The following is a 25,463-nucleotide window of genomic DNA, read 5'->3' as shown; positions in this document are numbered from 1 at the left end:
AACTCGGCTTAGAGCATGCCAGCCTTTCTCATGTATTCGGTGACCTGTTCTTCAGCATCAGGCCCAGGCTCAATACCTGTGGGAATGCGGAACATAAAGATCAGGCCAACGATCCACCAGAGCCCAAAGATAGCCCAGGACTGCCACACGATATTGCTACCTGCAGGCATACCCGGGATGTACAGGGATACGAGGAAGACAGCTACCAGAATCGCCAGGTAGCCAATCACAACGCCACCGTTACCTGAGCCGCCAACCCGCAGGGGCCGGGGCATAGCAGGGTCCTTCTTGCGCAGAACAACGAAGGAGACCATGACCAGCAGGTAGGCAATAACGATCATGGGCGAACCAGCGTCAACAACCCAGCCCAGGGCTGCCCGGCCAAAGAAGGGGGCCAGGGTTGCAAAGAAACCAAGCACCAGCAGGGCATTGATGGGGGTGCCGTACTTGGGGTGGACAACGCCCAGCCACTTGGGCAACATACCGCAGCGGGCCAGGGAGAAGAGCAGGCGGGAGGCGCCCATCTGCAGGGAGTTCCAGGAGGTGATAATGCCTGCGATACCTGCTGCAATCATCAGTTTGGCCATGAAGTCGTTGCCGAAGAGGACGCCGATAGCGTCAGCTGCGGGAAGTTCTGCAGCTTTCAGGGCTGAATCGTCCAGGGCGACTGAGACGGTCAGAACGATGAGGATGTACCAGAGGGCAGCAATCAGAACAGAGATGACAGAAATTTTGCCGATTGAGCGAGGGGCCATCTTGGCCTCTTCAGCAGTTTGAGGGATGACATCGAACCCAACGAACATGAAGGGCACGATAATCAATACCGCGAAGAAACCAGCTGTGCCGCCGGTAAAGAGCGGGTCCATTTTGGCAATTTCACCGCCGGTAAAGGATCCGAAGAGCTGTAGGGCGCCGATGGCAAAGAGGAAGGCCACCACAAAAATCTGGACGCTACCTGCGATTTTTGCGCCCAGGATGTTGATGATGGTGATGATGATGGCTGAAACAGAGCCGACCAGGGCCCAGATGAGGTAGACGTCTGACTCTGCAACCGTGTAGAGCTTGATGTGGTTGAGGTCAATGACGTATCCGAGGGCTCGGGGCAGGGCTACTGCCTCGAAGGCTACGACGGTGGCGTAGCCACCTGCGATTGCCCAAGAGCCGATCAGTGACCAGCGTGGGCCGAGGGCGCGGATGATGTAGTTGTGCTCGCCGCCGGCCTGGGGCATTGCAGCTACTAGCTCTGAGTAGATTAATGCCATCAGGGCCATCATTGCGCCACCGACGGCAAAAGCAAGCATGGCGCCTACAGACCCTGCGCTGAGGATCCAGTCACCGGCTAGGATGACCCAGCCAAAGCCGACCATTGCGCCGACGCCGAGGGCCAGCACCGCTGCTGGGCCCATCGACTTCTTGAGTTCACTTTGAGTTTCATGCTGTGTAGACATGATTCCCCCTAGGTTCAAAACACGTGTGAGGTGTAACACCAATAGAATGTGAAAACTTTACAAAAAATTTTGGGTGCTCCTGCGGAAATTATCTAAGGACGCGCCAATCTTGGTTTGATTGCACAAGGCAGGTTCCCTGACAAGCACAGATAGCGTGTAACAAAACCGCACTTTTCACGCACGAGCAAGATGACGGGGCCGTTTTGGGATTCGAGATTCTGTCGATCCAATAGTTCTCCCCACCTGATAGCCGTGCCACAATGGTCACTATGCGTATTCTTTCTATCCAGTCTGCTGTGGCCTATGGTCACGTCGGCAATTCAGCGGCCGTTTTTCCCTTGCAGCGTATGGGCCACGAGGTCATGCCCGTCAATACTGTGCTGTTTTCCAACCACACCGGGTATGGTGCCTGGCGGGGCCCTTTGGTGTCCGGTGATGACGTTCGTGAGATTGTCACCGGCATTGAAGAGAGGGGCGGTCTGGCCGACACTGGCCTTGTGATTTCTGGCTACCAGGGTGGGTCCTCCATCGGCGATGCCATCCTCGACGCCGTCGCTAAGGCCCGCGCAGCTAACCCGAACGTCCTTTATTCCTGTGATCCGGTTCTGGGTAATGCCACCAGTGGCTGCTTCGTCTCCCCCGAGGTGCAGGAGCTGATTCGTGACCGCGTGATTCAGCACGCTGACATCATCACCCCCAACCAGTTTGAGCTGGGCTTTGTGACCGGCACCGACCCCCAGACCCTCGACGAGGTGCTTGCTTCTGTGGCCGCAGCCCAGAAGATTGGCCCCCAGACTGTGCTGGTCACCAGCGTCAACACTCCCGAAACCCCCGAGGATTCAATCCAGATGCTGGCAGTTTCGGGCGATGAAGCCTGGCTGATTACCACTCCGCGCCTACCCATGAAGGCTAACGGCTCGGGCGACGTTACCCAGGCCCTCTTTGCCGCCCACTTCGCCTCGGGCAAGAGCCTGAAGGAGGCCCTGGAGCTGACGACGGCCAGCGTCTATGAGTTGCTGAAGAACACTCTGGCATCAGGCCAGCGTGAACTGCAACTTATTGAGTCCCAGCAGGCCTATGTTGAACCTGCTGAGACTTTTGAGGCGGTAGCGATCAAGCGCTAAGAGCGGTGAGGACTTCGGTAGCTCTTTCAAAAGCATCCGAAGCAACTATCGCGGCAGAGGCGGCGTCTCCGGGCAGCACCAGCGGCTCGGAGACGACCGCCTTTTCTGTGCCCTGGTAAGCCTTGATGAGTTCGCTGTAGAAGTAACCGCGGGCCAGCAGATAGGTTGAGATGTAATCGGCCTGGTTATTCCATGCCTGTCCGATGGTGGGTCCATTATCAGTCACAAAGCCGTAGGGCATCTGCCGGTTGAGCAGGGTGCTGAAATCTTCTGCCTGATAGAGCACGACTTCGCGGCCCTGGGGATTATCGGTTCCGTGGGAGGTGGCGACCAGCTGAATCACGGGGCTCCAGTCTGTTGCCTGCACAGCACAGCGGGTGAGGCTGGCCCCACCCACTGAACAGCACAATCATTCGACTGGGAGATATGCTCCTCCTCGCAAGTTTTCTTGATTATTTCTCCGATACAGGCTCGCTGACCAGTTTCTCCGCTTCCTCCTTGCTGAGAATCCGTCCGCTAAGTCCACCGCGGTCGTGCCAGGTACCGCCGACCTCGATTCTGGAGGCAATGTCCAAGCCGCCAGCCTTGATGGGCTCCCAGCTCCCCAGACGCAATAGGTGGGTAATGCGCTCTTGCGCTACTGGGTCGTCCGTTGCAAAAAGTTGAGCCACCTTTTCACCGCTACCGGTAGTTTCTTTGCCCAGATTAGCCGCGCTCATGGTTCCCAGCGCTTTGACAAAATTAACCCCCTGAGGAAGCAGGGCAGCGTTTTGCTGGCCAGCTGAGGACCCTTCTGGGTTGGCGGAAACCGCCCGGCCGTCGTCGGTAACCCGGAAGTTGTTGGATGGGTCAACAACGACCTTGTCCACCAACTGTGAAGAATGTTCCTTCAGGAGCTGCTGGGTAACGGGGAACATCGTAGCGAAGACAACTGTGTCTGCTTCTTCGATGACCTGCTCGACGGTACCAGCCCGAATACCTAGCCCCAGTTCTTGGGCTGATTTCTGAGCCGATTCGAGATTTGACGCCGCAACCAGTATCTCTTCTCCCCCGCGAGCCAGGCGAAGGGCGACCTGTGAACCGATACGGCCTGTTCCTATGATTGCTGTGGTCATCTCAAACCCCTTATTTAGTTCATGTATTGACTATTCGCACCCTACTCTCACGCTCTTGATTTTCAACAAAAGGGGCTGGGGCGCGTCTTAATTAGACACAATACGAGCCCCAGCCCTCACGAGAGGAAGAATTTAGCCAACAGCCTCACAACCACAACCTAGTGGTCAAAAATGAAACCACAGTGGGGCTCAGTGCTGGCGCAACTGGTGTAAACGGTCGAGCCCTCTTCCCCTAGCGGCCCCGTAATGCTGACCTGCCGCACTTCTCCGCTGTCGTCCTTCCCCAGAACAAGGTAGGCCCGTCCGTCCGCATCGAGGTGCAGGCCGGCAGCGGGCTCACCGGCATCATCGAAGAAGGGGGAAATCTCGAACCGCGGTTTCTCTACCGGCGCGGAGGGTAGGGTACCCTCCTGGCTATACCCGGTATCGGTGGGTGCTAGCACCACCACGGACCTATCCGTTGCCAGATAGATGTTGCCGTAGCGGTCGACGTTGGAGTCCCGCGCAAGATTCCAGGTCATATTGCCCATGACGGTGTGCGCAGAGATGAAGGCGTAGGTATTGCCCAGCCCCTCGTAGAAGCCGATGGGTTCGCCGTCCCGATAAACGGCGTAGGCCAGTTGCATCTGGGAAGGGGCTGACCCCGGCTTCATATCCCAACCATAGGTGCGAATCTCTACCGGCCCGAGGGTGGGGTGGGTGACAGCAATGGTTTCGTAGGTGGTGCAGCGGTCTAAGCAGGCGTCCTCAACAACCTGATATGCAGCTATCGCTGAAGAGCTTGAGGGTGCAGGGGCGCTTGCTGGTGCAGTCGCAGAGGCAGAAACGGAGGAAGAGGTCTGAGCCGGTGCCTGCGATGGGGTTTCACCGCCACCGGCACAGGCTACAAGAAGGGGCAGGGTGGCCAGGATGAGCAGGGGCACTGACCAGCTGGTGGTGGGGTGCGGGGTCTTGGTGGGGTGGTTGCGCTTCACGGTCTTCATCTCCTTCGATGATTGGTATGCCGTTGTGGGCTTCCTCCCGAATATTATAAGCCTACTTTCATTATGGGGGCAAGACCCCGCCCCGTCAGCCCCTCCCTTCCGACCTAGCCGTTCGGGAGTCGACGAATCACCTTGTACTGGGCTGCCTGAGCCACCGGCCGCATGGTGATGTGGTCCAAGTTGATGTGGTGGGGGACGTTCACGGCAAAGGTGACGGTCTGGGCAACGTCCGTTGCCAGCAGGGGCTTTTCAACCCCAGCGTAGACCTTGGCAGCTGCTTCTGCCGAGCCAAGACGGTTGAGGGCAAATTCGTCGGTCTTGACCATGCCGGGGCGCACTTCGATCACCCGGATGTTGTTTTCTGCCTCTTCTAAACGTAGGGTTTCGGTCAGGGCCCGTTGGCCGAACTTGGCAGCGTTGTAGCCTGCCCCTCCTTCGTAGCCTGCTTCTGCCGCGGTAGAGGTGAGGTTGAGGACGGTACCCTCGCCGTTGGCCCGCAGGGCAGGCAGGAAGGCCTGGGTCATATTCAGGGTTCCCAACACGTTGACCCGGTACATTCCCTCCCAGTCACTGGCCTTGCCTTCTCCCACGGAATCCGCTCCCAGGGCGCCACCTGAGATATTGACCAGGGCGTCTAGCCGACCGCCGGTTTCGTCCAGAATCTCTTGGGCCCGGGCGGTTACCGCGTCGGCGTCTGTAATATCGAGGACGACCGGGCGCACCCCGGTTGCCTGGGCCAGGCTTTCGAGGCGGTCAGCCCGGCGGGCTACAGCGTAGACCGTCCAGCCGGTGGCTGCCATGAGTTCAGCGGTGGCCCGGCCGATACCTGAGGAGGCCCCCGTTACCACGGCAATCTTGCCGCTCTGGGCGTCAGCGGAAAAGGGGTTAGCGGGAAGTGATGAAGTAGTCATACCACTAGACTACGGCCCCTGAGCGCGTAGCTACAGCCCCAGTTTCCTGTATGACATATTATTTTCTCTTCTGACCAGCATCGGGTACTGCACAAGAAAAGTATCCGTGAGAGAATGGTCAGCATGGCTGAAATCAATCAGGGCACAGACACGCCCGCAGAAAACACCGTAGAAATTACCGTCCCCGCGAAGCCCGGCCTTGAAGGCCTCGAAAAGAAGTTCACCGAGAACTGGGCCGCCAACAAGACCTACGCCTTCGACCCGAATACCACCCGCGAGCAGGTCTACTCCATCGACACCCCGCCGCCCACCGCGTCCGGCTCCCTGCACGTTGGTCACATGTTCTCCTACACCCAGACCGACGTCATCGCCCGCTACCAGCGCATGAAGGGCAAGAACGTCTTCTACCCCCTGGGCTGGGACGACAACGGCCTGCCCACCGAGCGTCGCGTGCAGAACTACTATGGCGTACTCTGTGACCCCGCGATCCCCTACGACCCCGATTTCAAGGCTCCTGAAAAGCCCGCCAAGAACCAGCGCGACTGGCCCCGTATCTCCCGCCAGAACTTCATTGAACTCTGCGAGATTCTGGCGGTAGAGGACGAAAAGGTTTTCGAAGAACTCTTCACCACCCTGGGCCTTTCCGTTGACTGGTCCCACACTTACCGCACCATCGACGCCCACTCCCGCAAGGTCTCCCAGCTGGCCTTCCTCAACGACCTGGCCAGCGGCGATGCCTACATGGCAGAAGCCCCCACCATGTGGGACGTCACCTTCCGCACCGCGGTTGCCCAGGCAGAACTGGAAGACAAGGAACGCCCCGGCGCCTACCACCGTATCTCCTTCCACCGCGAGAACGGCGAGAAGGTCTGGATTGAGACCACCCGCCCCGAGCTGCTGCCCTCCTGTGTTGCCCTGGTCGCCCACCCCGACGACGAGCGCTACAAGCCCCTCTTCGGAACCAAGGTCACCTCTCCCCTCTTTGGTGTCGAGGTCGAGATCAAAGCCCACCCCCTGGCCCAGCCCGACAAGGGTGCCGGTATCGCCATGATTTGTACCTTCGGCGACACCACCGACGTCACCTGGTGGCGCGAGCTCCAGCTGCCTACCCGTGCCCTGATTGGTCGTGACGGCCGCTTCGCCACTGACACCCCCGAGTGGATTACCTCCGCCGAGGGCCGTGCGCGCTACGAGCGCATGGCAGGTGCCACCGTGTTCACCGCCCAGAAGACCGTCGTTGAGATGCTGGTTGAAGCCGGTGAAATGGATGGCGACCCCAAGCCCATCACCCACCCGGTCAAGTTCTACGAAAAGGGCGATAAGCCCCTTGAAATCGTGGCCTCCCGCCAGTGGTACATCCGCAACGGTGGCCGCGACGCCGAGCGCCGTGAGGCCCTGGTTGAGCGCGGACGTGAAATCACCTGGCACCCTGCCTTCATGCGCTCCCGCTACGAGAACTGGGTCGAGGGCCTCAACGGCGACTGGCTTATTTCCCGCCAGCGCTTCTTCGGCGTGCCCTTCCCCGTCTGGTACAAGCTGGACGCTGACGGTGAACCCAACTACGAGCAGCCTATCCTCCCCACTGAGGACATGCTCCCCGTTGACCCTGCCTCAGAGCCTGCCCCCGGCTACACCGAAGACCAGCGCGGCGTGCCCGGCGGCTTCATCGCCGACCCCGACGTCCTGGACACCTGGGCCACCTCATCGCTGACCCCCCAGATTGCCACCGGCTGGGCCGTGGACGAGAACCTGCACAAGGTCACCTTCCCCATGGACCTACGCCCCCAGGGCCACGACATCATCCGCACCTGGCTCTTCTCCACCGTGGTTCGCTCCAACTCCCTGGAGAACTCCGTCCCCTGGACCGACACCGCCCTTTCCGGCTGGATCCTGGACCCGGACCGCAAGAAGATGTCCAAGTCTAAGGGCAATGTCGTAGTTCCCAACGAGGTTCTGGAAAAGTACGGTTCGGACGCCGTTCGCTACTGGGCTGCCAGCGCCAAGCTGGGTGCTGATACCGCCTACGACGAGGCCCAGATGAAGATTGGTCGCCGCCTGGCCATCAAGCTGCTGAACGCCTCCAAGTTCGTGCTCGGCCTGGGCGCCACCGCCAACTCGGTCATCACCGACCAGGCGGCCGCGGGCTTCCTGACCAACGAGCTTGACCGTTCCCTGCTGGCCCGCCTCGCTGCCCTCGTTGACGAAGCCACCGCCGCTTTTGAGAACTACGAGTACGCCCGGGCCCTGCAGATCTCAGAGACCTTCTTCTGGCACTTCACCGACGACTTCGTAGAACTCATCAAGGACCGCGCCTACGGCAACGTCGGGGAAGCAGAACAGGCCTCAGTCCTGGCTGCTCTGGCTACCACCCTCGATGCTATGCTGCGCCTTTTCGCCCCCTTCCTGCCCTTCGTCACCGACGAGATCTGGTCCTGGTGGCGAGCAGGCTCAGTACATCGCGCCCCCTGGCCCACCACCGAGGGCTTCGCAGCCGCCGTAGCGGACGCCGACCCCGCCGTCCTGCCCACCGTCGCAGCTGCCCTGGGCGGTCTGCGTAAGGCCAAGTCAGAGGCTCAGGTCAAGCAGCGTACCGAGGTTGAAACTGCAACCATCACCGGCTCAGCTGCCGACATCGCCCGGATCCGAGGTGGCCTGGGTGATCTCAAGGCAGCTGGCAACGCCCGCGACCTGACCCTCACCGAAGGCGAAGGCGAACTCACTGTTTCGGACGTCGTCCTTCTCACCGAAGAAAGCGCCGAATAGCCTAGAAGCGCCCCGCACCTACTGGGGTGTAGAGCACATAAAAACCGGCCACCGGGTCATGACCCGGTGGCCGCTTCTAGGTAGAATTATCAAAGAATTGTCGCGGCTTCCCGCCCGCTACTACACTCCACCACGATTGAGGTTCCCCATGATTAACCTGAAGGCCAGTCGCTCCCGCTTCGCAGCCCTCGCGCTGGTAGCAGCAGCTACCCTATCAGCCTGCGGCAACAACTCCACAGAAACAACCGCAGAATCCACCCCGGCCCCCACCTGGGCTGGTGCAACCGCCCCCGCAGATGTTCAGCTTGAAGACTTCCGCGACTACGAGAAGGTAGAAGACGTCGAAAAGGCCGTTGCCGATCTGAAAGATCAGGACATCATCACCTACTACAACGTGATGTGTGCTGGCCACGTTTTTCCCACCAAGGAAGAGATTCTCAACTTCACCGTCCGTGCTGACTTCACCACCGATGTCGAAGCAGCCTATAAGTTTGTGAACGACGCCCCGGATATTGTCCGCCAGATTAGCGACCGGAACCTGGAACTTCGTCAGTCTACCGACGCTAACCGTCCTTCAACCACCACTGACTCCCGCTGCCTCGATTCTGCCATCATCAAGAAGGCCAAGGCTGCTCAGGAAAAGCGAAGTGCAGCAAGCACCGAGACCAGCACTGCAACCTCATCTCCTAAGCCCACAGCCTCCAGCAACAAGTAAATTTCGCCTGCAGGTTGAGTAGCAAAAGGGGCCCCGGTTAGTTCCGGGGCCCCTTTTTCGTGGCGGTAAGTTTTAGGCCTGGTCAGTTTTAAAGATCGGGCCGACGGTGCGGGGACGCTTAATTTCGTAGAATCCCGGGTAGGATGCGAGAGCTACTGCCCCGTCGAAGACCTTGGCTGCCTCTTCACCTGTTGGAGCAGGTGACATAACAGGGCCGAAGAAGGTGACACCGTTGATGCTCATGAGGGGAACACCGATGTCATCACCACCGGCAGAGTCAAGCCCTGCCCGGGTTGAGGCCCGCATCTGCTCGTCATACTCTTCGGTAAAGGCGACCTGGGCCAGCTCTGCGGGCAGGCCGGTTGCTTCAAGGGCAGCTTCGATGGCTTTTTCGAAGTAGGTGCCTTCCTTGTTCTTCCGGTGGTGGATCTCTTCACCCAGGGCGGTGTAGAGTTCATCGAGTTTGGCCTGCCCGAATTGTTCTGCCACAGCGGTGGCCACGCGGGCGGGACCCCAAGTATTGTCGATGTGCTTGCGGTAGCCTGGGTCGAGATCCCGGCCCTCATTGAGGACGGCAAGGGAGAAGGGATGCCAGGTTACCTCTACGTCGCGGAGGGTCTCAACCTCCTTGATCCAGCGGGAGGTCATCCAGCACCAGGGGCAGGTGGGGTCAAACCAGAAATCTACTGTATGTTCAGCCATGTGTGTCCTTTCAGGTCAGGGCCTAGTTGCAACCCACCCCCCTATGAGGGAGGAGGGCAATAATCTTTAAGCTGTTTTCTGTTCCTTCTGTTCAAGCACCAGGAGGGGCTCTTTATTCCCGCGTACAACCTCAGCATCAATCACAACAGATACGACATCGCTGCGGCTAGGCACATCAAACATGACAGGCTGCAAGATGGACTCCATGATTGATCTCAGGCCGCGGGCGCCGGTATCCCTCTCAACAGCCTGGCGGGCAATTGCTGCGACGGCCTCGTCCTCAAAGACCAGCTCTACCCCGTCCAGGGCGAACATACGCTTATATTGTTTGACCAGGGCATTCTTGGGTTCAGTGAGGATCCGCTTGAGGTCAGCTTCGGTGAGCTTGCCCAGGGTCGCTAGCACCGGAAGACGGCCGATGAATTCAGGTATCAGGCCGAACTTCAGCAGGTCTTCGGGCATGAGTTTGGTGAGGATTTCCTCGTCCTTAGCTGCCTGGTCGATGGAAGCCCCAAAGCCAATGCCCTTTCGACCAACCCGGCCGCCCACAATCTCTTCGATACCGGCAAATGCGCCAGCCACAATAAAGAGGATGTTTGAGGTATTAATTTTCAGAAATTCCTGTTGGGGGTGCTTACGGCCGCCTTGGGGAGGGACAGAGGCTTCTGTGCCTTCGAGTATTTTGAGCAGGGCCTGCTGGACGCCTTCGCCTGAGACATCGCGGGTAATGGAGGGGTTATCTGCCTTGCGGGAAATTTTATCGATCTCATCGATATAGATAATTCCCCGCTGGGCCTTTTCAATGTCTCCATCAGCTGCTTGAATCAGTTTCAAGAGGATGTTTTCGACGTCCTCACCGACGTACCCGGCTTCAGTCAGGGAGGTGGCATCGGCTACGGCAAAGGGCACGTTGAGTTTCTTGGCCAGGGTTTGAGCTAGGTAGGTCTTACCTGAACCGGTGGGGCCAACGAGGAGAATATTTGATTTTGCAATCTCAACGTCTTCGCCGTCCGTTGCTAGAAGTTCCTTGGCTTCAAGTGCTGGATTCTGCTGGGCCTTGATGCGCTTGTAATGGTTGTAGACGGCCACCGACAGGGCCCGTTTAGCGGCCTCCTGACCGATGACGTATTCCTGGAGATGGTCGAAAATTTCTCGGGGGGTGGGTAGGGCGTCCTCGACGACTAGCTCTTTGACGTCAGCCAGTTCTTCTTCAAGGATTTCGTTGCAGAGCTCGATGCATTCGTCGCAGATGTAAATATTTGGACCGGCGATCAGTTTCCGAACCTGCCGCTGGGTCTTCCCGCAAAATGAGCATTTGGGAAGTGTGGTGCTATCGCCTAGCCGAGCCATAGACCCTACCTTTCCTTTGGTTCCTGTACTAATCTACCGTCTAAGGGCTTGCCTGCCCAAGATATGACGTTTGTGGAGCTATTACCGTTTATGACTAAACTGCCCTGCCGATCAGAGGAAAACCATAGGTTGACTGATTGGCAGGGCAGGTGAGCTTGAAGCCTAAAGGTTAGTCGTGCTTCTCAGCAGTGTTGAAGGCAGGCTTGACGGCCTTGCGGGATTCGAGCACCTGGTCAACAATGCCGTATTCGAGGGCGGCCTTGGCGGTCAAGATGTTGTCACGCTCAATGGACTTATCGACCTCTTCGAAGGACTTACCGGAGTGCAGGGCCAAGGTCTGGGCGGTCCATTCACGCATACGCATGACTTCGTTGGCGTGAATTTCGATGTCCGAAGCCTGACCACCCTGCTGGCCTGAGAGGGCCGGCTGGTGGATGAGCACGCGGGCGTTGGGCAGGGCGAGACGCTTGCCGGGGGTACCGGCTGCCAGCAGGACGGCGGCGGCTGAGGCGGCCTGACCCAGGCAGACGGTCTGAATTTCGGGGCGGATGTACTGCATGGTGTCGTAGATAGCAGTCATCGCGGTGAAGGAGCCACCGGGTGAGTTGATGTAGAGGGTGATATCGCGATCAGGGTCCTGGGATTCGAGCACCAGTAGCTGGGCCATGATGTCGTCGGCTGAGGCGTCATCGACCTGAACCCCAAGGAAGATAATGCGGTCTTCGAAGAGCTTGGCATAAGGGTCTTGGCGCTTGTAGCCGTAGGGGGTGCGTTCTTCAAAGTTAGGGAGCACATAACGGTTGCTGGGCATACCGGCAGGTGCGGTTGATGAAGGAAGGTGAATCATTCGTTTCTCCTGGAAAAGTTCTGTGCCGGTTTACTTGTCGGTGGCGCTGGTGGCCGGGCCGATCTTGTCGAGAATCTTGTCGAAGAAGCCGTAGGCCAGGCCCTCTTCGGCGGTGAACCAGTTGTCGCGGTCGTTATCGCGCAGGATGGTCTCAACGGTCTGGCCGGTGCGCTCAGCGGTGATTTCGCTCAGGCGCTTCTTCATATCGAGAATGAGCTGGGCCTGGGTGCGGATGTCGGAAGCGGTACCGCCGATGCCACCGGAGGGCTGGTGCATGAGGATGCGGGCGTTGGGGGTTGCGTAGCGCTTACCGGGGGCACCTGCGGTCAACAGGAACTGGCCCATTGATGCTGCCATACCGGTTACCACGGTGACAACGTCATTGGGGATCAGCTGCATGGTGTCGTAGATGGCCATGCCTGCGGTGACGGAGCCGCCGGGTGAATTGATGTACAGGTAGATGTCTGCCTCGGGGTCTTCGGCTGAGAGCAGCAGCAGCTGGGAGCAGATGCGGTTGGCGTTGGAGTCACGCACTTCGGAGCCCAGCCAGATGATGCGTTCCTTGAGCAGGCGGTTGTAGACGTAGTCGTCCTGGCTTCCCATGGGGGTTTCCATGGCGGGGGCCTGGTGTGCTTCAGGGGTGAAGGACATGTTTCCGCTCCTTGAGTTCGGGGCGACGCCTGATGGGCGCCAAAGATTTTCTTGTTCTTAGGTTATCGCTTGAAGCTCTCCCCCCTGCCCCAAATTGAGGTGAGTTCGCTGATGGCATGTCAACAGCCCGTCTTGCCTTCCCTGCCTGCCTGCTTGGGCTGGGTCGGTGCAGAAAAGCTGGCAGGTGGCCGTCCTGAGCCTACTGGTCAGGACGTCCACCGCCAGCTTGGTTGCCTTGGGAGCGGGATGTATTTAGTGGTAGCAGGCGATAGGGCCGTTGGGCCCCTGGATGACCTGAACCGGGGTGTTGAAGATTTCGGTGAGCAGGTCGTCTTTCATGATGTCCTGAACGGAACCGAAGCTTGCGAGTTTGCCGTCCTTGATAGCGCAAATGTAGTCGGCGTATCGGGCGGCAAAATTGATGTCGTGGAGAACCACGATGATGGTGCGGCCAAGGGCGCGGGCGGCGTTGTGCAGGTGCTGCATCATCTGGACCGAGTGGGAGATATCGAGGTTGTTGAGGGGCTCATCGAGCAGGACGTAATCGGTTTCCTGGCAGAGCACCATTGCTACATAGGCCCGCTGGCGCTGGCCGCCTGATAGCTCGTCCAGGTAGCGGTTTTCTAGCTCGGTGAGGTTGAGGAAGTCAATGTACCGGCTGATGATTTCTTCGTCTTGGGCGGTGAGCCGTCCCCCGGTGTAGGGGAATCGGCCGAACCCAACTAGCTGGCGGACGGTTAGCTTGGTGACGAAGTGGTTTTCCTGGCGGAGGATTGAGACAACCTTGGCCAAATCTTTTGATTTTGAGGTGGCTACGTTCAGGTTACCGACGGTGATGGTGCCCGTGTCGATGTCTAGGAGGCGGCCAATCATGGTGAGCAGGGTTGATTTTCCTGCCCCGTTGGGGCCCACCAGGGCTGTTATTCCTCCTGCCGGTAGTTCTAGGTCAACAGGGCCGATGTTGGTTTCGCCGGAGTAGCTTTTTGCTACCTGCTGCAGGGTAATCACAGTTTGCCCTTTCGAAGAATCACAATTAGGAAGGTAAGGCCACCGATCAGCTCAATGATGATTCCCACAACCCCCTGGGCTGAGAAGATGTGGTTCATGATGAAGTAGGAAGCAGCCAGGATAGAGAAGCTGAGCACCATAGACATGGGAAAGAGGTAGCGGTGGTCGTAGGTGTCAGCGAACTGGTAGGTCAGGGTCGCCACGAGGAAGCCGAGGAAGGTCAGGGGGCCCACCAGGGCTGTCGATACAGCCATCATGACCGCTACAATCACCAGGACGATAATGGATTCGCTCCGGTGGTTAATGCCCAGGTTGGTAGCTGCTTGGGGGCCGAGGGCTAGGGCGTTGAGGGTGCGGGCCTTGAGGTAGAGCACCAGGACGCCAGCTGCCACCAGGGGTAGGGCTACCGGGTAGTAGTCTGGGTCGGCGTTATTGACGGAGGCAAAGAGGCGGGCGGTGAGGATGTCGAATTCGCTGGGGGTCAGCATCCGCTGCATGAAGGTTGAAACTGACCCCAGTCCCCCACCGAGGACGACACCGACCAGGAGCATGACGTGCATGTTTGCCCGGCGGCCGGTCAGTAACCAGGTGTAGAGCAGGAGGGACAGGGCCACCATCATGACCAGCTGGAAAATAAAGGTGTCGAGGGTTCGGGCGGCGATGAGGCCTGCAACCCCCGAAAAGTAAACCGTGGAGGTGTGGATTGCTGCGTAGAGGGCCTGGAAGCCAAGGATACCGGGAGTGATGATTCGGTTGTTGGTGACGGTTTGGAAAGCCACAGTTGCAATGGACTGGCAAATGGCTGCAACGGCCATGGCAATGACAGCATTGGATCGGCGTTCTGCAATCAGCCACCATTTTTCTGTCCCTGTTTCAAAGGGGTTCCCGTAGGCGAGCAAACCGAAGGCGGCAAGGGTTGCGGTGAGGGAAAGACCTGCAAGAACCAGCCAGTAGGTACGGGCTGCCCGGTGGGTGCTAAAGGAGCCTGAGCCCCGCTTGGGGGCTGGCCGACGTCCTCCCTGAGATGTGGACGGGGCAGCGGAAGGCTGGGAAGAGGCGGTAGCTAGTTTAGGCACGGGCCCGTCCTCTCAGAATCAAACCGATAAAGACGATAGCCCCCACGATACCCAGGATGACTGAGACAGGAATTTCAAAGGGGGCAATGATGAGACGGCCAATGAGATCACAGATAGTCACAACAGCAATCCCAGTTAGGGCAACCCAAGGTAGGTTGCTCCGTAAATCGTCGCCCCGGAACATACTGACCATGTTCGGGACGATGAGCCCGATGAAGGGCAGGGCACCGACCACTACCGTCACAACACCGGTTGCAATGGCGATGAGGGCTGTGCCAATAAAAACTATCTGAGCGTAGTTGAGGCCGACGTTGGTGGCGAAGTCTTGCCCCAGGCCGGCGACGGTGAGGCGGTCGGCGTACCAAAAAACTGCTGCAACGACTGCTAGGACGATCCAGAGGACCTCGTACTGGCCTTTGATGACAGAGGTGAAGCTACCTGCAAACCAGACACCCAGGTTTTGAAGCAGGTTAGTTTGGAGGGCAAAAAAGGTGGTAAAGGCTGACACGACAGCACCTAACATCATGCCAACTATCGGCACGATGAGGCTGGAGCGCAAAGATACCTTTCTCAGGAAGAGGAAGAAGACCATGCTTCCGATAAAGGCAAACAGTATTGCTGCCACCATTTGCTGGAGTAAGGTTGCTGCCGGGAAGAAGTACAGCATAAAAAGAAGGCCTAGACTGGCCCATTCCGTGGTACCTGTTGTGGTAGGCTCAACAAATTTATTTTGGGTCAGCATTTGCATGACGAGCCCGCACATGGCCATGGCGGCACCTGCTAGGACGAGGGCAACGGTTCGTGGCACTCGGGTAATGGCGAACATATCCGCACCGTCTGCTTGCCCGAAAATATCGTAGGCTCCTGTCAGGAGTGATGCGCCCAGCAAGAGGGCCACGAGGAGGAAACTGACAATGAACTTTCCCGTCAGGAGGGGGGTACGGGTTCGAGCAGGCTGGGAGGACGCAAACCGCTGTTGGGTAGAGCAGTGAGAATCCTCAAGTGGAACTGGGCTGGGGGTCTGTGGTGATCTGGTCATAAAGGCCTCAAGGAGCCACCCTGCGCATAGGTGCAGGGTGGCTCCTTAACTTAGAGGGGGAGGTTCAAATTACTTGGCTGCTTCGAACTTGTCAGCCAGGTCGTTCAGAATCTCGGTGTAGGTAATGATGGATTCGTTGGTGTAGGTGTCAGCAGGTGCATAGGCAATCTGGTTCTTGGAGATAGCCGTGACGTTGGCCAGGGCAGCGCTACCAGAAATGACGTCAGCTGCAGCGGGTGAACCTTCATCGGTAGTGGTGCCTGCGTCACGATCCAGTACGAGCAGCCAGTCGGGGTTGGATTCGGCAATGGCTTCTACGGAAATGTCATCACCCTGGTGGTTGTTGGAGGAACCATCAATTTCGAGGGCAGGCTTCAGACCCACCATGTCGAAGATAGGGCCGTAGGTACGGCCAATGCTGGGGGCGATGTACCCAATTTCTCCGCCTGAGACGTTGACAGCCATTACCGTTGAAGTGCCATCGTAGGCTGCCTTGGCGCGGGCAACTGCAGCATCAAAATCAGCGATCAGCTGCTTGGCTTCCTCCTGCTTGCCAAAGATTTCGCCCAGAGTTGTTACCTGACGCTTGAGTTCAGCGTCAAAGGGCTCACCGTCGCGGGGTTCCAGCTCAATGATTGCAGTTTCAGGGTTCAGCTGCTTGATGGCGTCATAGTGCTGGGTGAAGCGCTGGCCGTTGATGATGAGGTCAGGCTCAGCAGCAGTGAGTAGCTCAAGATTAGGCTCACGGTGGGTTCCAATATCAACGATAGACTCGTCGTTCTTGTACCCCTCAACAGTGACAGGAATCAGGGTCATGGGAGCAGCAGAGAGCTTAATACCCCAGGACTCAAGGATCTCGAAGGACCGGTTATCAGTGGCCACGATAGACTCACGAGTCTCAGGCAGGGTTACCTCGCCGTGGTTATCGGTAATAGTCACAGCCGCTGCAGAAGCTGAACCGGTTGCTGAGGAGCTGGTAGCAGCTGATGAACTTGCAGTTGAGCTTGATTCCTGGGAGGCGTTCTGGGAGCCAGAACCACAGGCGGTCAGGGCCAGGGCCAGTACCGAAGTAGCTGCCAGCAGGGAGATACGGTGAGCCTTCATTGGTGTCCTATATCTATCAGTGAAAAGTTTTGTGTGATGTGCCTGGTGGTCTTTATTCAGGCTTGACTCCACCAACTATAGTTAGCCTCACCTAACTTTGCAAATATTAGGATAGAAATCCGTACCTTAATTCATTTTTGGGAACAACTATTCACCAGAACTCATACCTTTTCGCTCTGCCTTCTTATTTCGCCCTACCTCCTACTCCCCTGGCTCCCGCACCTCAATAGCCTCAAGGACTTTTCTAGAGCAAGCAAAACCCCCGGCAGCACCTGGGCACTACCGGGGGTTTTCAAAAAACTATGCTCGACAGTTCACAAACTATCTCAAGAGCAATCCTTATTCGGCGTCAGCTGACTCACCGAGGAAGGAGGACAGGTCAACAGAGTTGCCGTCAGCGTCCTTAACCTCTGCCTGGGACAGAACTGCAGCCAGAGCCTTTGAACGGCGGACCTCACCGACGATCATGCCGGACTGGCCGGAACCATCCAGCATCTGGGCAAACTGGTTGGGGTCCATACCGTACTGCTGGCTCATGGTGATGATGTAATCAATCAGCTCAGCCTGCTCAACAGAAACTTCTTCCTTTTCAGCAATTGCGTCAAGGATCATTTCGTTCTTGAATGCACGCTCGGTGTTTTCGCGTACCTCTGCACGGTGCTCTTCGGTGTCGTGGTCAGCTTCCTGGCCAGGAGCGTTGAAGTGCTGGTTCAGCTGGTCTTCGATAACCTTTTCGGGGACGGGAACCTCGACCAGCTCAACGAGAGCGTCGAGAACCTTGTCACGAGCTTCAGCGCCCTGTTCGGCAACCTTTGCCTCGGCAGCCTGCTTCTTGAGGTCTTCCTTGAGTTCTGCAATAGTGTCGAACTCGGAAGCCAGCTGGGCGAAATCGTCATCTGCTTCAGGCAGTTCACGTTCCTTAACAGCGGTAACTTCAACCTTGACAGTTGCCTCTTCACCAGCGTGCTCGCCACCGGCCAGCTTGGTCACGAAAGTGGCGTCCTCGCCAGCTGACAGGCCAAGAACAGCCTCATCCAGACCGTCCAGCATGGTGCCGGAGCCAACCTGGTAAGACAGGTCATTAGCTGCATCAATCTGCTCGCCGTCAATTTCAGCGGCAATGTTGATGGTCAGGAAGTCAGCATCGCCTGCAGGGCGATCTACAGCCTTGAGGGTGCCGAAGCGACCACGGAGGTTATCAAGAGCCTTCTGCTCGTCTTCTTCGGTCACTTCAACGTTTGCAACTTCAACCTTGATGCCAGAGTAGTCGGGCAGCTCGATTTCAGGGCGAACAGTAACTTCAATTTCAAGCTTAACGTCAGCTTCGCGGTTGCCTTCTTCAGGCTTAGCGATGATCTTCAGTTCAGGCTGAGCCAGGGGGGTCAGCTCGTTTTCAGCCAGTGCCTGACCGTAGTACTCGTTAAGCGCGTCGTTGAGGGCGTTTTCGACGATGAAGTCGAAGCCTGCACGCTGCTCAATCAGAGCCTTAGGGGTCTTGCCCTTGCGGAAACCAGGAACTGAAATCTGGTTTGCCAGTGACTTGTAGGTTCGGTCAAGGTAGGTCTTGAATTCAGCGAAAGGAACCTCAACCTCGAGCTTTGCGAGGGTGGGGTTGAGCTTCTCGACGGCAGTCTTCACGTCCGTTGATCTCCTGATTACTTGAAGGGACCGCACACCAAAAGTAAGAATGCGGCAAACATATCGTTCTATAGAAAAACCCGCCGATTCCGGCGGGTCGCTCTATTTCACGTCGGGGTGACAGGATTCGAACCTGCGATCTCCTGCTCCCAAAGCAGGCGCGTTAGCCAAGCTACGCCACACCCCGTTTGCACGGAAGGCAACAACCAGTTTAGCCGCAACTTCCCGTATTACCTAACTCTACCACTTTCAACACCCAAAGAATCACCACAAATTCTGTTGCAATTTGACACTCTTTCCAGAATCAGGTTTACTAGAACAGTCCTCACAAGGACGCCCCCATTCGGGGATGTAGCTTAATGGTAAAGCCTCAGTCTTCCAAACTGATTACGCGGGTTCGATTCCCGTCATCCCCTCTTCATGCGGCTGTAGCTCAATGGTAGAGCGCACGCTTCCCAAGCCTGATACGCGGGTTCGATTCCCGTCAGCCGCTCCAAGAAAAGGCCCCGTTGATTGTTCAACGAGGTCTTTCTTTATTGATAAATTCGCCCTAAGCTTCCTTTCCCCCACCCGCAGTAATCCTGGGGACCACACAGTGAGTGGCCCCCCAAGATCACTCGAGGAATTAATTAACGGTACCGCCGGGGAAGAACAGCTGTGCCAAGTGGGAGCATCAGTCGATTTGCCCAATTGAAGAAGGCTGCGGCCTGAATGACATCGATGATATCCGCTGTTGCCAAACCTAAATCCCGTAGATCCTGCAGGTGCTCCTCAGAGAACTCGACGGGCGTCCGGGTCAGGGCCACGGTAGCTCGCGCAATAGTGTTCCACAGATCAGAGCCGAGATCGGCTTCCACCCCTTCATCCAAGAGGGCCTCAACATCTTTCAGCCGTCCTTCAGATTCTTCTAAGGTGCGGCCAGCATGAACAGAAGCACAAAAAATGCACCCGTTCAGACGCGAAGCAACGGTGGCTGCAAGTTCCCGCTCAGCTCGACCAAGCCCGCCTTCAACATTATAAAAAATGTCCAAATCAGTTAGGGTACGGGCCCTGAGCGCCGCCGGATTTCGGGCCAGCAGACGGAAGTAGGCAGAGTTGACGCGCTCTGGTCGAATCATCGCGTCGATCTGGTCATTGGTGAGACTCTCCCGGCTAACATCTGGCACCCACGGTAGCCAGCCCAGCGAGTGATGGACATACCTAGTGGGTTCAACGACATCAGGGTAGGATAAAATCTCAACCTGTCCCCTCTCCCAAGTTTGCTCAGGGCTTACCGAGGCTACTGACTGGGGCTGCCCAAGGTGCTGCCCCTTGAGCAAAACAGTACCCTTACCGTCCCCCGTCCGGTAGGTACCACCTAGAACACTAAGCCCTTGAACCACCCTCAGCTGGAAGGCTAAGAAACCTACAAGCTGGGCTAAGGTCACGATTTCATCTGCATCAAAGACACGGGCAAGGGGCTGTACGTACTCCGGGCTAGCATCAGCTGGGCGGAAAACAGCGAAGTGGGCGTAATCCAGGGCGGCAGCAAGACGGTCCGGCACTGAAGCGTCAATACTCTGCCGGGAAGAAAACGCCGCTCCTTCCCCCTTCGCGGCTGGTCCAGAAGGGGCCGTTTCGAGAGCAGTGGCCAGAAGCTGGTGGAGAAGGCCAACAAGTTCTGGGGTTTCGTCCTCTAAGAGATCAAGGTAAAAATTCACTGCGGGTGAACGGTGAAGGCCCGCAACAAACGCAGCTACCGCATAGCGCTCAGGTAGTTCACCTTCAAGGAGAGCCTCAAATGAAAACTGGGCATTCTCTACCGCCTGTTGCCGCAAGGACCGTTCAGGAAGCTGAGTTCCTGACAAGAGATTAATAATGTCTACAGTCACAATTATTATCCTTCCTCCTTCAAGCCTAGAGCCCGGTATTGAGCAGGCCATGCCGGTAGCTCTCACCCGGGATAGCTTCAATGAGAGTTCGGGTAAAGGGGTGCTGGGGTGAACTAAATACCTGACCGGTAGGCCCGTATTCAACCTGACGCCCCCGGCTCATCACAGATACCGTATCCGAAATCTGCCGGACCACTGCAAGGTCGTGGGAAATGAAAATATAGGTCAGTCCTAGTTCCTCCTGCAGCTTTGAGAGGAGCTTGAGGATTTGAGCCTGGACGGTTACGTCAAGAGCTGAAACGGCCTCATCGAGCACTACGAGTTCAGGCTCAAGGATTAAAGCTCGGGCAATAGCAACTCTTTGTCGCTGCCCGCCAGAAAGCTCTCTGGGGCGACGGCTGGCCAAGGCAGGGTCTAAGGCTACCAGTTCAAGGTAAGCGTTTACCTTGTCCCGGATCTGGCTTGGCGTGAGCTGGGTAAAGTTTCTGAGGCCCTCTCCGATGGCTGCCCCAATTGTCTGACGTGGGTCGAGGGAGGAGTAGGGGTTTTGATAAACCAACTGTACTTTGCGGTGGTGGGCCCGGCCGCGCACAAAGGGTTGACCGTCCAGGTGGAGGGTGCCTTCGCTGGGGGTAGCAAAGCCGGCGATGGCCCTACCAAGGGTGGTTTTCCCTGAACCCGACTCCCCTACAATCGCATGGGTAGATCCCTGGGGAACGTCAAAACTGACGTCCTTTACGGCGGTAAAGTCGCCAAAGTTCTGGCCGAAATCCCGTACCGAAAGCAGACTGGGTTTCTCTTCTTCCCAGGGAATGACCTGCCGGCCGGTTTGGCCTACAGAAACATATGTGACTAGAGACGGGGCGTCGTCCAGCAACCTGCGGGTGTAGGGCTGGGCTGGGTTGGTAAGCACGGTTGCAGCTAGCCCCTCTTCCACCACCTGCCCGTTTTGCATCACGACGATTCGGTGGGCCCGATCACCTGCAACGGCTAGGTCATGGGTGATGAAGAGAACGCCAATTCCGCGTTGAACCCGCATGGTGTCGATCAGATCCAGAATCACTTTTTGAACCGTGACATCGAGTGCGCTTGTTGGTTCATCGGCAATCAGCAAATCCGGTTCCAAGGCGAGGGCAGCGGCGATGAGCACCCGCTGGTTCATGCCACCGGATAGTTCGTGTGGATACTGGTGGTAACGACGCTCAGGGTCGTCGATTCCAACCTGAGCCAGCAGTTCTAGCACCCGCTCCTTGCTTGCCGGTAGTCGATGGATTCGTAAACCTTCGCTGATAGAAGCCCCGATGGTTTGGGTGGGGTTGAGCGAATTTGCAGGATCCTGGGGTATGAGCCCGATCCGGGTTCCCCTCATGCTTGCTGTGACGGTTTCACCGCGCAGGCTAATTTCGCCGGCAGAAACGGTGGCATTTCGTGAGAGTAGTCCTATGATTGCCATTGCCGTTGTTGATTTTCCGGAGCCTGATTCACCTACGATAGCGGTGGTTTGACCGGGTTCGACGGTGAGGCTGATTCCGTGAACGGCTTGAACGGTGCCTTTTTTAGTGGAGTAGGAGACGTTGAGGTCTTTGACTGTGAGCAGGGTGGTCATCGGTTGGCCTCTTGGGTGATGGTGTGGCTGATGTGGTTGGCTGCAAGCACTACTGCAACAATGACTGAACCGGGCAAGATGGTGAGCCACCAGCTCGTTGCCAGGAAGGCGCGGGAGTCAGCGATGAGTAGGCCCCATTCTGGGGTCGGTGGCGGGGTGCCATAGCCGAGAAATCCCAGGGTGGCTAGCTGAAGAAGGGCTGAGCCAAATTGGAGGGCAATGAGGGCAAGGACGGGTGTGAGAGAGTTGGGCAGGATATGGCGGGTAAGTACGGACAGGGTGTTTGATCCGGCGCCGTAGGCAGCCTCAACATAGTCACTCTGGGCTACTGCTAGGACCTGGGACCGCACCAGCCGGGCGAACATTGCTATGGAGGTGATACCAACTGCAATGGCGGCGTTGGCTGTTCCGAAGCCAAGAATGATAAGCACTGAGAGGCTAAGGAGCAGGGAAGGAATGGAGAGTAGGACATCAACCAGACGCATAATGATGGTTTCGGTGAGTCCCCGGAGGGTACCGGCGAGCAGGCCTAACACGGTGCCGCAAACGAGCCCCACCCCTACAGCAATGAGTGCACCCAGTAGGGAGTGACGGGCCCCATAAATCACGCGGGTGTAAAGATCGCGGCCCACAGGATCCGTGCCAAACCAATGTTCCGGGCTGGGGGCTAGCAAGGCTGAGTCTGTGCCTACGGTGGGGTTACCGGTGGTGAATAAGGAGGGAGCCAAGGCCCACAGGACCGCGATGGCTACAACCAAGTAGGCCAGAAGGGCGGATGGTTTTGTGTAGTTGCTTTTCATGTTTTAGGCCTTCTGACGCAGTCGGGGGTCAAGGAGGGGGTAGAGCAGGTCGATGATGAGGTTGATGAGGACGTAGGCCGTAGCTGCTATGACGACGATTGCTAGGAGAACAGGGGTGTCTCGGTTGGCTACAGCCTGGACCGTCATGTTTCCTAGACCGGCTCGGCCGAATACTGCTTCGGTGACCACAGCGCCGCTGATCAGTTCGCCACAGATGATGCCGGCAACCGTAATGGCTGGCAGGAGGGCGTTCCGCAGGACGCTTCGCCAAAACACCCAGTGTTCGCTTGCCCCCCGAGACTTCACAACGGTCACAAACGGTTGGTTGTAGACCTCATCAATAGAGCGAATCAAAACTTGGGCTAGTGGGGCTGAAAGCGGCACAGCTAGGGTTGCGACCGGGAGGATCAGCTCTTGGGCTGGAGTTGCACCGTACACCGGGACCCAACCCAGTTGAAAGGAGACCAACTGGATGAGAAGGATACCCACTAAGAAACTTGGGACTGAGCTCATGGCCGGAGGTAGGTTCCGGACGAGGCGGGTAAGGGGTTCAAAACGGGGTTTGGTTGCTAGATAGGCCAGGAAGAAGGCGAGGAGGACCGATGCGATGAAGGCTAGCGTCGCCAAGGTCAAGGTGCCGGGTAAGGCTGATTTCATCAGCTCAGATATGGCAGTTCCTGAATTGACGGAGTAACCGAAGTTTCCGGTGAGGAACTGGCCCAGGGTGATGAAATATTGAACGATCAGGGGTTTGTCAGCCCCGTAGCTGGCTCTGATTTCTTCAATTTGAGCTTCTGAAAGGCCTAATTCTGGGTTTGCGTAGCGGGTGGTCACAGCGTCACCGGGTAGGGCGGTGAGCAGGGTAAAAGCAAGGGTGAAGGCTGCAAGCAGTACGATGAGGGCTTGCAGGATTCGAGTGGATAGGGTACGTGCAGTCATGGTTAGGCCTTATGCGTTGAAGGTAACAGCGTAGAAGCTGGGGCGTCCTATGGGGTCGGTGGTGAAACCTGAAATATTCGGTTGCAGCCCAAAGACCTGGGGCTCTTCAAAGATTGGGATGGTGTAGGCCTTGTCAATGAGCAGCTGCTGTATTTTGGCGGACGCTTCTGCCCGTTCGGCTTCAGTCGCGGCCTGGGCGACCTGGTAGGTGAGATCCTCAAGTTCCTGGTCACCGATTTCTTCTGTTTGGGGGTTGAGGTTCAGCAGGGAGTCGCGGTTTTCGCTGCAGTACTGACTCTTGATGACGTCGTAATCAGCTCGTCCAACCATGGATGAGTTGATTTGAATAATGGTATGGTCCAGGGTTGCTGCGCTTTGGGCAGAGCGGTCACCGGGAAATATGTTGATTTCAATGCCGATTCGTCGAAGTTGTTCCTGGATAACTGTTGATTGTTCCCGGTTGCGCGGCTGAACTGCTCCCCAGTTGACGGTGAGTGAGAGCCGTTGGCCGTCTTTGGTGCGGATGCCATCCTCCCCCATCACCCAACCTGCTTCTTCGAGCAGGGCTACAGCCTGATCGGGATCATAGGTGAAAGCGCCCTCGTGGTTGACGTATCCCAGGGCCCCGGAGGCAAGTGGCCCGGTTGCCAGCTTGTACCGTGGAGAAAATAGGGTCTTGACGATATGCTCGCGGTCGATTCCTGAGCGGATTGCCTGCCGGACTCGGATATCTGACAGGATGGGGTGCTGGAAGCGCAGGTCCCAGGTGTTGTTAACGCCATTGGTGGCAGCAGCAACTACCTGCAGGCCTCGGTCAATGATGTGGTCTTCAACAGGTGCTTCGATTTGGCGAGCGATTTGTGCTTGGTTTGCGATGAGGGCTCCGACTCGGACGCTATCTTCACTGGCCAGGGCTATGGTGATCTGATCGAGGAGGGCTCGTCCTTGGTGCTTGAGGACGGGAGGTGCCCAGTTGTAGTCTTCACGGGCGGTAAGAACCAGCTCAGTTCCCAGATTTTCCTGGCTGATCACAAAGGGGCCAGACCCTACAACTTTGGTGGCGCTACCCGGCCCGAATCCGGTGGTATCAAGGGCCAGGGAAGCATCCGAGAGGATTCCAGCGTTCATTGAGCTGGTTGCCTGGGGGAAGCCTAAGGCTGGTTTTTCAAAGGTAAACCGAACGGTGTAGTCGTCCAGGACTTCGCTGGACGCATATCCCGTGATTTGTTCTGAGACCGTGAGTTTACGGTCCTTATCTCCCTTACCGTACAGGTCAAAGTTGTTCGCAACGTTCTGGGCGTTGAGTGGGGTACCGTCTGAGTGGGTGACGCCTTGCCGCAGTTTGAAGGTGAATTGGGTTCCATCTGCACTGACTTCGGGCAGGGAGGTGGCCAGCCAGGGATGGAGTTCCCTGGTGACAGGGTCCTGGTAGAGCAGGCGGTCAGCGATATTGTTCATGATTCCACCGTTGGGATAGAAGCCTACTGACGGTGGATACAGGGTGGTCCAGGTTGCTGAGTCAAGATAGGTCAGGGTTCGCGGGGATTCAGGTTCTTCTGGCTGAGCGCTGCAGGCGGCAAGGGCTCCAAGGCTGCCGGCTGTCATGATGCTGAAGTATTGCCGCCTGGTGAGGGACACGGTTGGCCATCCTTGCTGGTTTCTTGGGGATAGGTTGAGAAGTGTTACGGTCCTGCGCTGGGCTGGGACTACCGGTGATAGGTTGGAGAGCGAGCGCCGGGCAACCGGTTGGAATAACGTTAGCCAGTATGTTCG

The 25,463-nt window shown here is 57.2% G+C and carries 22 protein-coding genes and 3 tRNA genes; 5 read left to right on the top strand and 20 right to left on the bottom strand.

Features of this window, described 5'->3' with window-relative positions; translation table 11 throughout:
* Window positions 1–8: 8 nt before the first annotated feature.
* Window positions 9–1,448 carry an APC family permease gene (locus tag ACMXX3_RS01515; protein ID WP_421083045.1) on the bottom strand — a complete coding sequence of 480 codons (1,440 nt, stop codon included), beginning with the start codon at window positions 1,446–1,448 and terminating at the stop codon, window positions 9–11.
* Between the two features lie 269 nt (window positions 1,449–1,717).
* Between ACMXX3_RS01515 and pdxY the strand changes: the two genes are divergently transcribed.
* Window positions 1,718–2,572 carry a pyridoxal kinase PdxY gene (gene pdxY, locus ACMXX3_RS01510; RefSeq protein WP_421083137.1) on the top strand — a complete coding sequence of 285 codons (855 nt, stop codon included), beginning with the start codon at window positions 1,718–1,720 and terminating at the stop codon, window positions 2,570–2,572.
* Here the strand turns inward: pdxY and ACMXX3_RS01505 are convergent.
* From ACMXX3_RS01505 to ACMXX3_RS01490, 4 genes are all read right to left on the bottom strand, one after another.
* The gene (locus ACMXX3_RS01505; protein ID WP_421083044.1) at window positions 2,562–2,969 is read right to left on the bottom strand and encodes a hypothetical protein; all 408 of its coding nucleotides are present in this window, start codon (window positions 2,967–2,969) and stop codon (window positions 2,562–2,564) included. The genes pdxY and ACMXX3_RS01505 overlap by 11 nt on opposite strands.
* Before the next feature lie 55 nt (window positions 2,970–3,024).
* Entirely contained in the window at window positions 3,025–3,687 is a 663-nt protein-coding gene (locus ACMXX3_RS01500) for an NADPH-dependent F420 reductase (RefSeq protein ID WP_421083043.1), read from the bottom strand.
* Window positions 3,688–3,845: 158 nt separating this feature from the next.
* A complete protein-coding gene (locus tag ACMXX3_RS01495; protein WP_421083042.1) occupies window positions 3,846–4,661 on the bottom strand; it encodes a hypothetical protein in 816 nt (271 codons plus the stop codon).
* A 113-nt stretch (window positions 4,662–4,774) separates the two neighbouring features.
* The gene (locus ACMXX3_RS01490) at window positions 4,775–5,581 is read right to left on the bottom strand and encodes an SDR family oxidoreductase (RefSeq protein WP_421083041.1); all 807 of its coding nucleotides are present in this window, start codon (window positions 5,579–5,581) and stop codon (window positions 4,775–4,777) included.
* A gap of 123 nt (window positions 5,582–5,704) precedes the next feature.
* On the opposite strand from ACMXX3_RS01490, the gene valS reads away from it, so the two are divergent.
* The gene (gene valS, locus ACMXX3_RS01485; protein WP_421083040.1) at window positions 5,705–8,344 is read left to right on the top strand and encodes a valine--tRNA ligase; all 2,640 of its coding nucleotides are present in this window, start codon (window positions 5,705–5,707) and stop codon (window positions 8,342–8,344) included.
* Between the two features lie 148 nt (window positions 8,345–8,492).
* On the top strand, window positions 8,493–9,059 hold the full coding sequence (locus ACMXX3_RS01480) for a hypothetical protein (protein ID WP_421083039.1): 567 nt from the start codon (window positions 8,493–8,495) through the stop codon (window positions 9,057–9,059).
* A gap of 72 nt (window positions 9,060–9,131) precedes the next feature.
* On the opposite strand, the gene ACMXX3_RS01475 is transcribed toward ACMXX3_RS01480, so the two are convergent.
* The 10 genes from ACMXX3_RS01475 to ACMXX3_RS01430 form a co-directional block, all read right to left on the bottom strand.
* The gene (locus ACMXX3_RS01475; RefSeq protein WP_421083038.1) at window positions 9,132–9,761 is read right to left on the bottom strand and encodes a DsbA family protein; all 630 of its coding nucleotides are present in this window, start codon (window positions 9,759–9,761) and stop codon (window positions 9,132–9,134) included.
* 66 nt (window positions 9,762–9,827) lie between these two features.
* Complete coding sequence (gene clpX, locus ACMXX3_RS01470; RefSeq protein WP_421083037.1) at window positions 9,828–11,111, bottom strand: ATP-dependent Clp protease ATP-binding subunit ClpX; 1,284 nt, start codon at window positions 11,109–11,111, stop codon at window positions 9,828–9,830.
* A gap of 169 nt (window positions 11,112–11,280) precedes the next feature.
* Window positions 11,281–11,958: an ATP-dependent Clp protease proteolytic subunit gene (locus ACMXX3_RS01465; protein ID WP_421083036.1), complete on the bottom strand. Its 678-nt coding sequence runs from the start codon at window positions 11,956–11,958 to the stop codon at window positions 11,281–11,283.
* 30 nt (window positions 11,959–11,988) lie between these two features.
* Complete coding sequence (locus ACMXX3_RS01460; RefSeq protein WP_421083035.1) at window positions 11,989–12,609, bottom strand: ATP-dependent Clp protease proteolytic subunit; 621 nt, start codon at window positions 12,607–12,609, stop codon at window positions 11,989–11,991.
* Between the two features lie 252 nt (window positions 12,610–12,861).
* On the bottom strand, window positions 12,862–13,617 hold the full coding sequence (locus ACMXX3_RS01455; protein ID WP_421083034.1) for an ABC transporter ATP-binding protein: 756 nt from the start codon (window positions 13,615–13,617) through the stop codon (window positions 12,862–12,864).
* Window positions 13,614–14,693, bottom strand: coding sequence for an iron chelate uptake ABC transporter family permease subunit (locus tag ACMXX3_RS01450; protein ID WP_421083033.1), 1,080 nt, complete (start codon window positions 14,691–14,693; stop codon window positions 13,614–13,616). The genes ACMXX3_RS01455 and ACMXX3_RS01450 overlap by 4 nt, the downstream gene beginning before the upstream one ends.
* A complete protein-coding gene (locus ACMXX3_RS01445; protein ID WP_421083032.1) occupies window positions 14,686–15,732 on the bottom strand; it encodes an ABC transporter permease in 1,047 nt (348 codons plus the stop codon). Before ACMXX3_RS01445 ends, ACMXX3_RS01450 begins: the two co-directional genes overlap by 8 nt.
* A gap of 69 nt (window positions 15,733–15,801) precedes the next feature.
* Window positions 15,802–16,836 (bottom strand): siderophore ABC transporter substrate-binding protein, encoded by a 1,035-nt coding sequence (locus ACMXX3_RS01440; RefSeq protein ID WP_421083031.1) that lies wholly within the window; start codon window positions 16,834–16,836, stop codon window positions 15,802–15,804.
* A 339-nt stretch (window positions 16,837–17,175) separates the two neighbouring features.
* Complete coding sequence (tig, locus tag ACMXX3_RS01435) at window positions 17,176–18,474, bottom strand: trigger factor (protein WP_421083030.1); 1,299 nt, start codon at window positions 18,472–18,474, stop codon at window positions 17,176–17,178.
* A 112-nt stretch (window positions 18,475–18,586) separates the two neighbouring features.
* A tRNA-Pro gene (locus tag ACMXX3_RS01430) sits at window positions 18,587–18,661 on the bottom strand.
* A gap of 158 nt (window positions 18,662–18,819) precedes the next feature.
* Here ACMXX3_RS01430 and ACMXX3_RS01425 point away from each other — a divergent pair.
* Both ACMXX3_RS01425 and ACMXX3_RS01420 read left to right on the top strand, forming a co-directional pair.
* Window positions 18,820–18,890 (top strand) — tRNA-Gly (locus tag ACMXX3_RS01425).
* A gap of 6 nt (window positions 18,891–18,896) precedes the next feature.
* A tRNA-Gly gene (locus ACMXX3_RS01420) sits at window positions 18,897–18,970 on the top strand.
* Window positions 18,971–19,103: 133 nt separating this feature from the next.
* Here the strand turns inward: ACMXX3_RS01420 and ACMXX3_RS01415 are convergent.
* From ACMXX3_RS01415 to ACMXX3_RS01395, 5 genes are read right to left on the bottom strand one after another with little or no spacing between them, the layout of a single operon-like run.
* A complete protein-coding gene (locus ACMXX3_RS01415; RefSeq protein WP_421083029.1) occupies window positions 19,104–20,345 on the bottom strand; it encodes an alkylhydroperoxidase domain protein in 1,242 nt (413 codons plus the stop codon).
* A 25-nt stretch (window positions 20,346–20,370) separates the two neighbouring features.
* Window positions 20,371–21,951, bottom strand: a complete 1,581-nt coding sequence (locus tag ACMXX3_RS01410) for a dipeptide ABC transporter ATP-binding protein (RefSeq protein WP_421083028.1) — start codon at window positions 21,949–21,951, stop codon at window positions 20,371–20,373.
* The gene (locus ACMXX3_RS01405) at window positions 21,948–22,751 is read right to left on the bottom strand and encodes an ABC transporter permease (protein ID WP_421083027.1); all 804 of its coding nucleotides are present in this window, start codon (window positions 22,749–22,751) and stop codon (window positions 21,948–21,950) included. Before ACMXX3_RS01405 ends, ACMXX3_RS01410 begins: the two co-directional genes overlap by 4 nt.
* Window positions 22,752–22,754: 3 nt before the next feature.
* The gene (locus tag ACMXX3_RS01400; protein ID WP_421083026.1) at window positions 22,755–23,690 is read right to left on the bottom strand and encodes an ABC transporter permease; all 936 of its coding nucleotides are present in this window, start codon (window positions 23,688–23,690) and stop codon (window positions 22,755–22,757) included.
* 9 nt (window positions 23,691–23,699) lie between these two features.
* Complete coding sequence (locus tag ACMXX3_RS01395) at window positions 23,700–25,295, bottom strand: TIGR04028 family ABC transporter substrate-binding protein (protein WP_421083025.1); 1,596 nt, start codon at window positions 25,293–25,295, stop codon at window positions 23,700–23,702.
* Between the last annotated feature and the right edge of the window lie 168 nt (window positions 25,296–25,463).

The sequence above is a fragment of the Rothia nasimurium genome (assembly GCF_049068285.1).
Lineage (GTDB): Bacteria > Actinomycetota > Actinomycetes > Actinomycetales > Micrococcaceae > Rothia > Rothia nasimurium_I.
This window is presented reverse-complemented; position numbering and strand designations above follow the sequence as displayed.

Coding starts and splice junctions, on each gene's coding strand:
- ACMXX3_RS01515 (WP_421083045.1), bottom strand. CDS start 1,448: ATGTCTACACAGCATGAAACTCAAAGTGAACTCAAGAAGTCGATGGGC.
- pdxY (WP_421083137.1), top strand. CDS start 1,718: ATGCGTATTCTTTCTATCCAGTCTGCTGTGGCCTATGGTCACGTCGGC.
- ACMXX3_RS01500 (WP_421083043.1), bottom strand. CDS start 3,687: ATGACCACAGCAATCATAGGAACAGGCCGTATCGGTTCACAGGTCGCC.
- ACMXX3_RS01490 (WP_421083041.1), bottom strand. CDS start 5,581: ATGACTACTTCATCACTTCCCGCTAACCCCTTTTCCGCTGACGCCCAG.
- valS (WP_421083040.1), top strand. CDS start 5,705: ATGGCTGAAATCAATCAGGGCACAGACACGCCCGCAGAAAACACCGTA.
- ACMXX3_RS01480 (WP_421083039.1), top strand. CDS start 8,493: ATGATTAACCTGAAGGCCAGTCGCTCCCGCTTCGCAGCCCTCGCGCTG.
- ACMXX3_RS01475 (WP_421083038.1), bottom strand. CDS start 9,761: ATGGCTGAACATACAGTAGATTTCTGGTTTGACCCCACCTGCCCCTGG.
- clpX (WP_421083037.1), bottom strand. CDS start 11,111: ATGGCTCGGCTAGGCGATAGCACCACACTTCCCAAATGCTCATTTTGC.
- ACMXX3_RS01465 (WP_421083036.1), bottom strand. CDS start 11,958: ATGATTCACCTTCCTTCATCAACCGCACCTGCCGGTATGCCCAGCAAC.
- ACMXX3_RS01460 (WP_421083035.1), bottom strand. CDS start 12,609: ATGTCCTTCACCCCTGAAGCACACCAGGCCCCCGCCATGGAAACCCCC.
- ACMXX3_RS01445 (WP_421083032.1), bottom strand. CDS start 15,732: ATGACCAGATCACCACAGACCCCCAGCCCAGTTCCACTTGAGGATTCT.
- ACMXX3_RS01440 (WP_421083031.1), bottom strand. CDS start 16,836: ATGAAGGCTCACCGTATCTCCCTGCTGGCAGCTACTTCGGTACTGGCC.
- ACMXX3_RS01410 (WP_421083028.1), bottom strand. CDS start 21,951: ATGACCACCCTGCTCACAGTCAAAGACCTCAACGTCTCCTACTCCACT.
- ACMXX3_RS01405 (WP_421083027.1), bottom strand. CDS start 22,751: ATGAAAAGCAACTACACAAAACCATCCGCCCTTCTGGCCTACTTGGTT.
- ACMXX3_RS01400 (WP_421083026.1), bottom strand. CDS start 23,690: ATGACTGCACGTACCCTATCCACTCGAATCCTGCAAGCCCTCATCGTA.
- ACMXX3_RS01395 (WP_421083025.1), bottom strand. CDS start 25,295: ATGACAGCCGGCAGCCTTGGAGCCCTTGCCGCCTGCAGCGCTCAGCCA.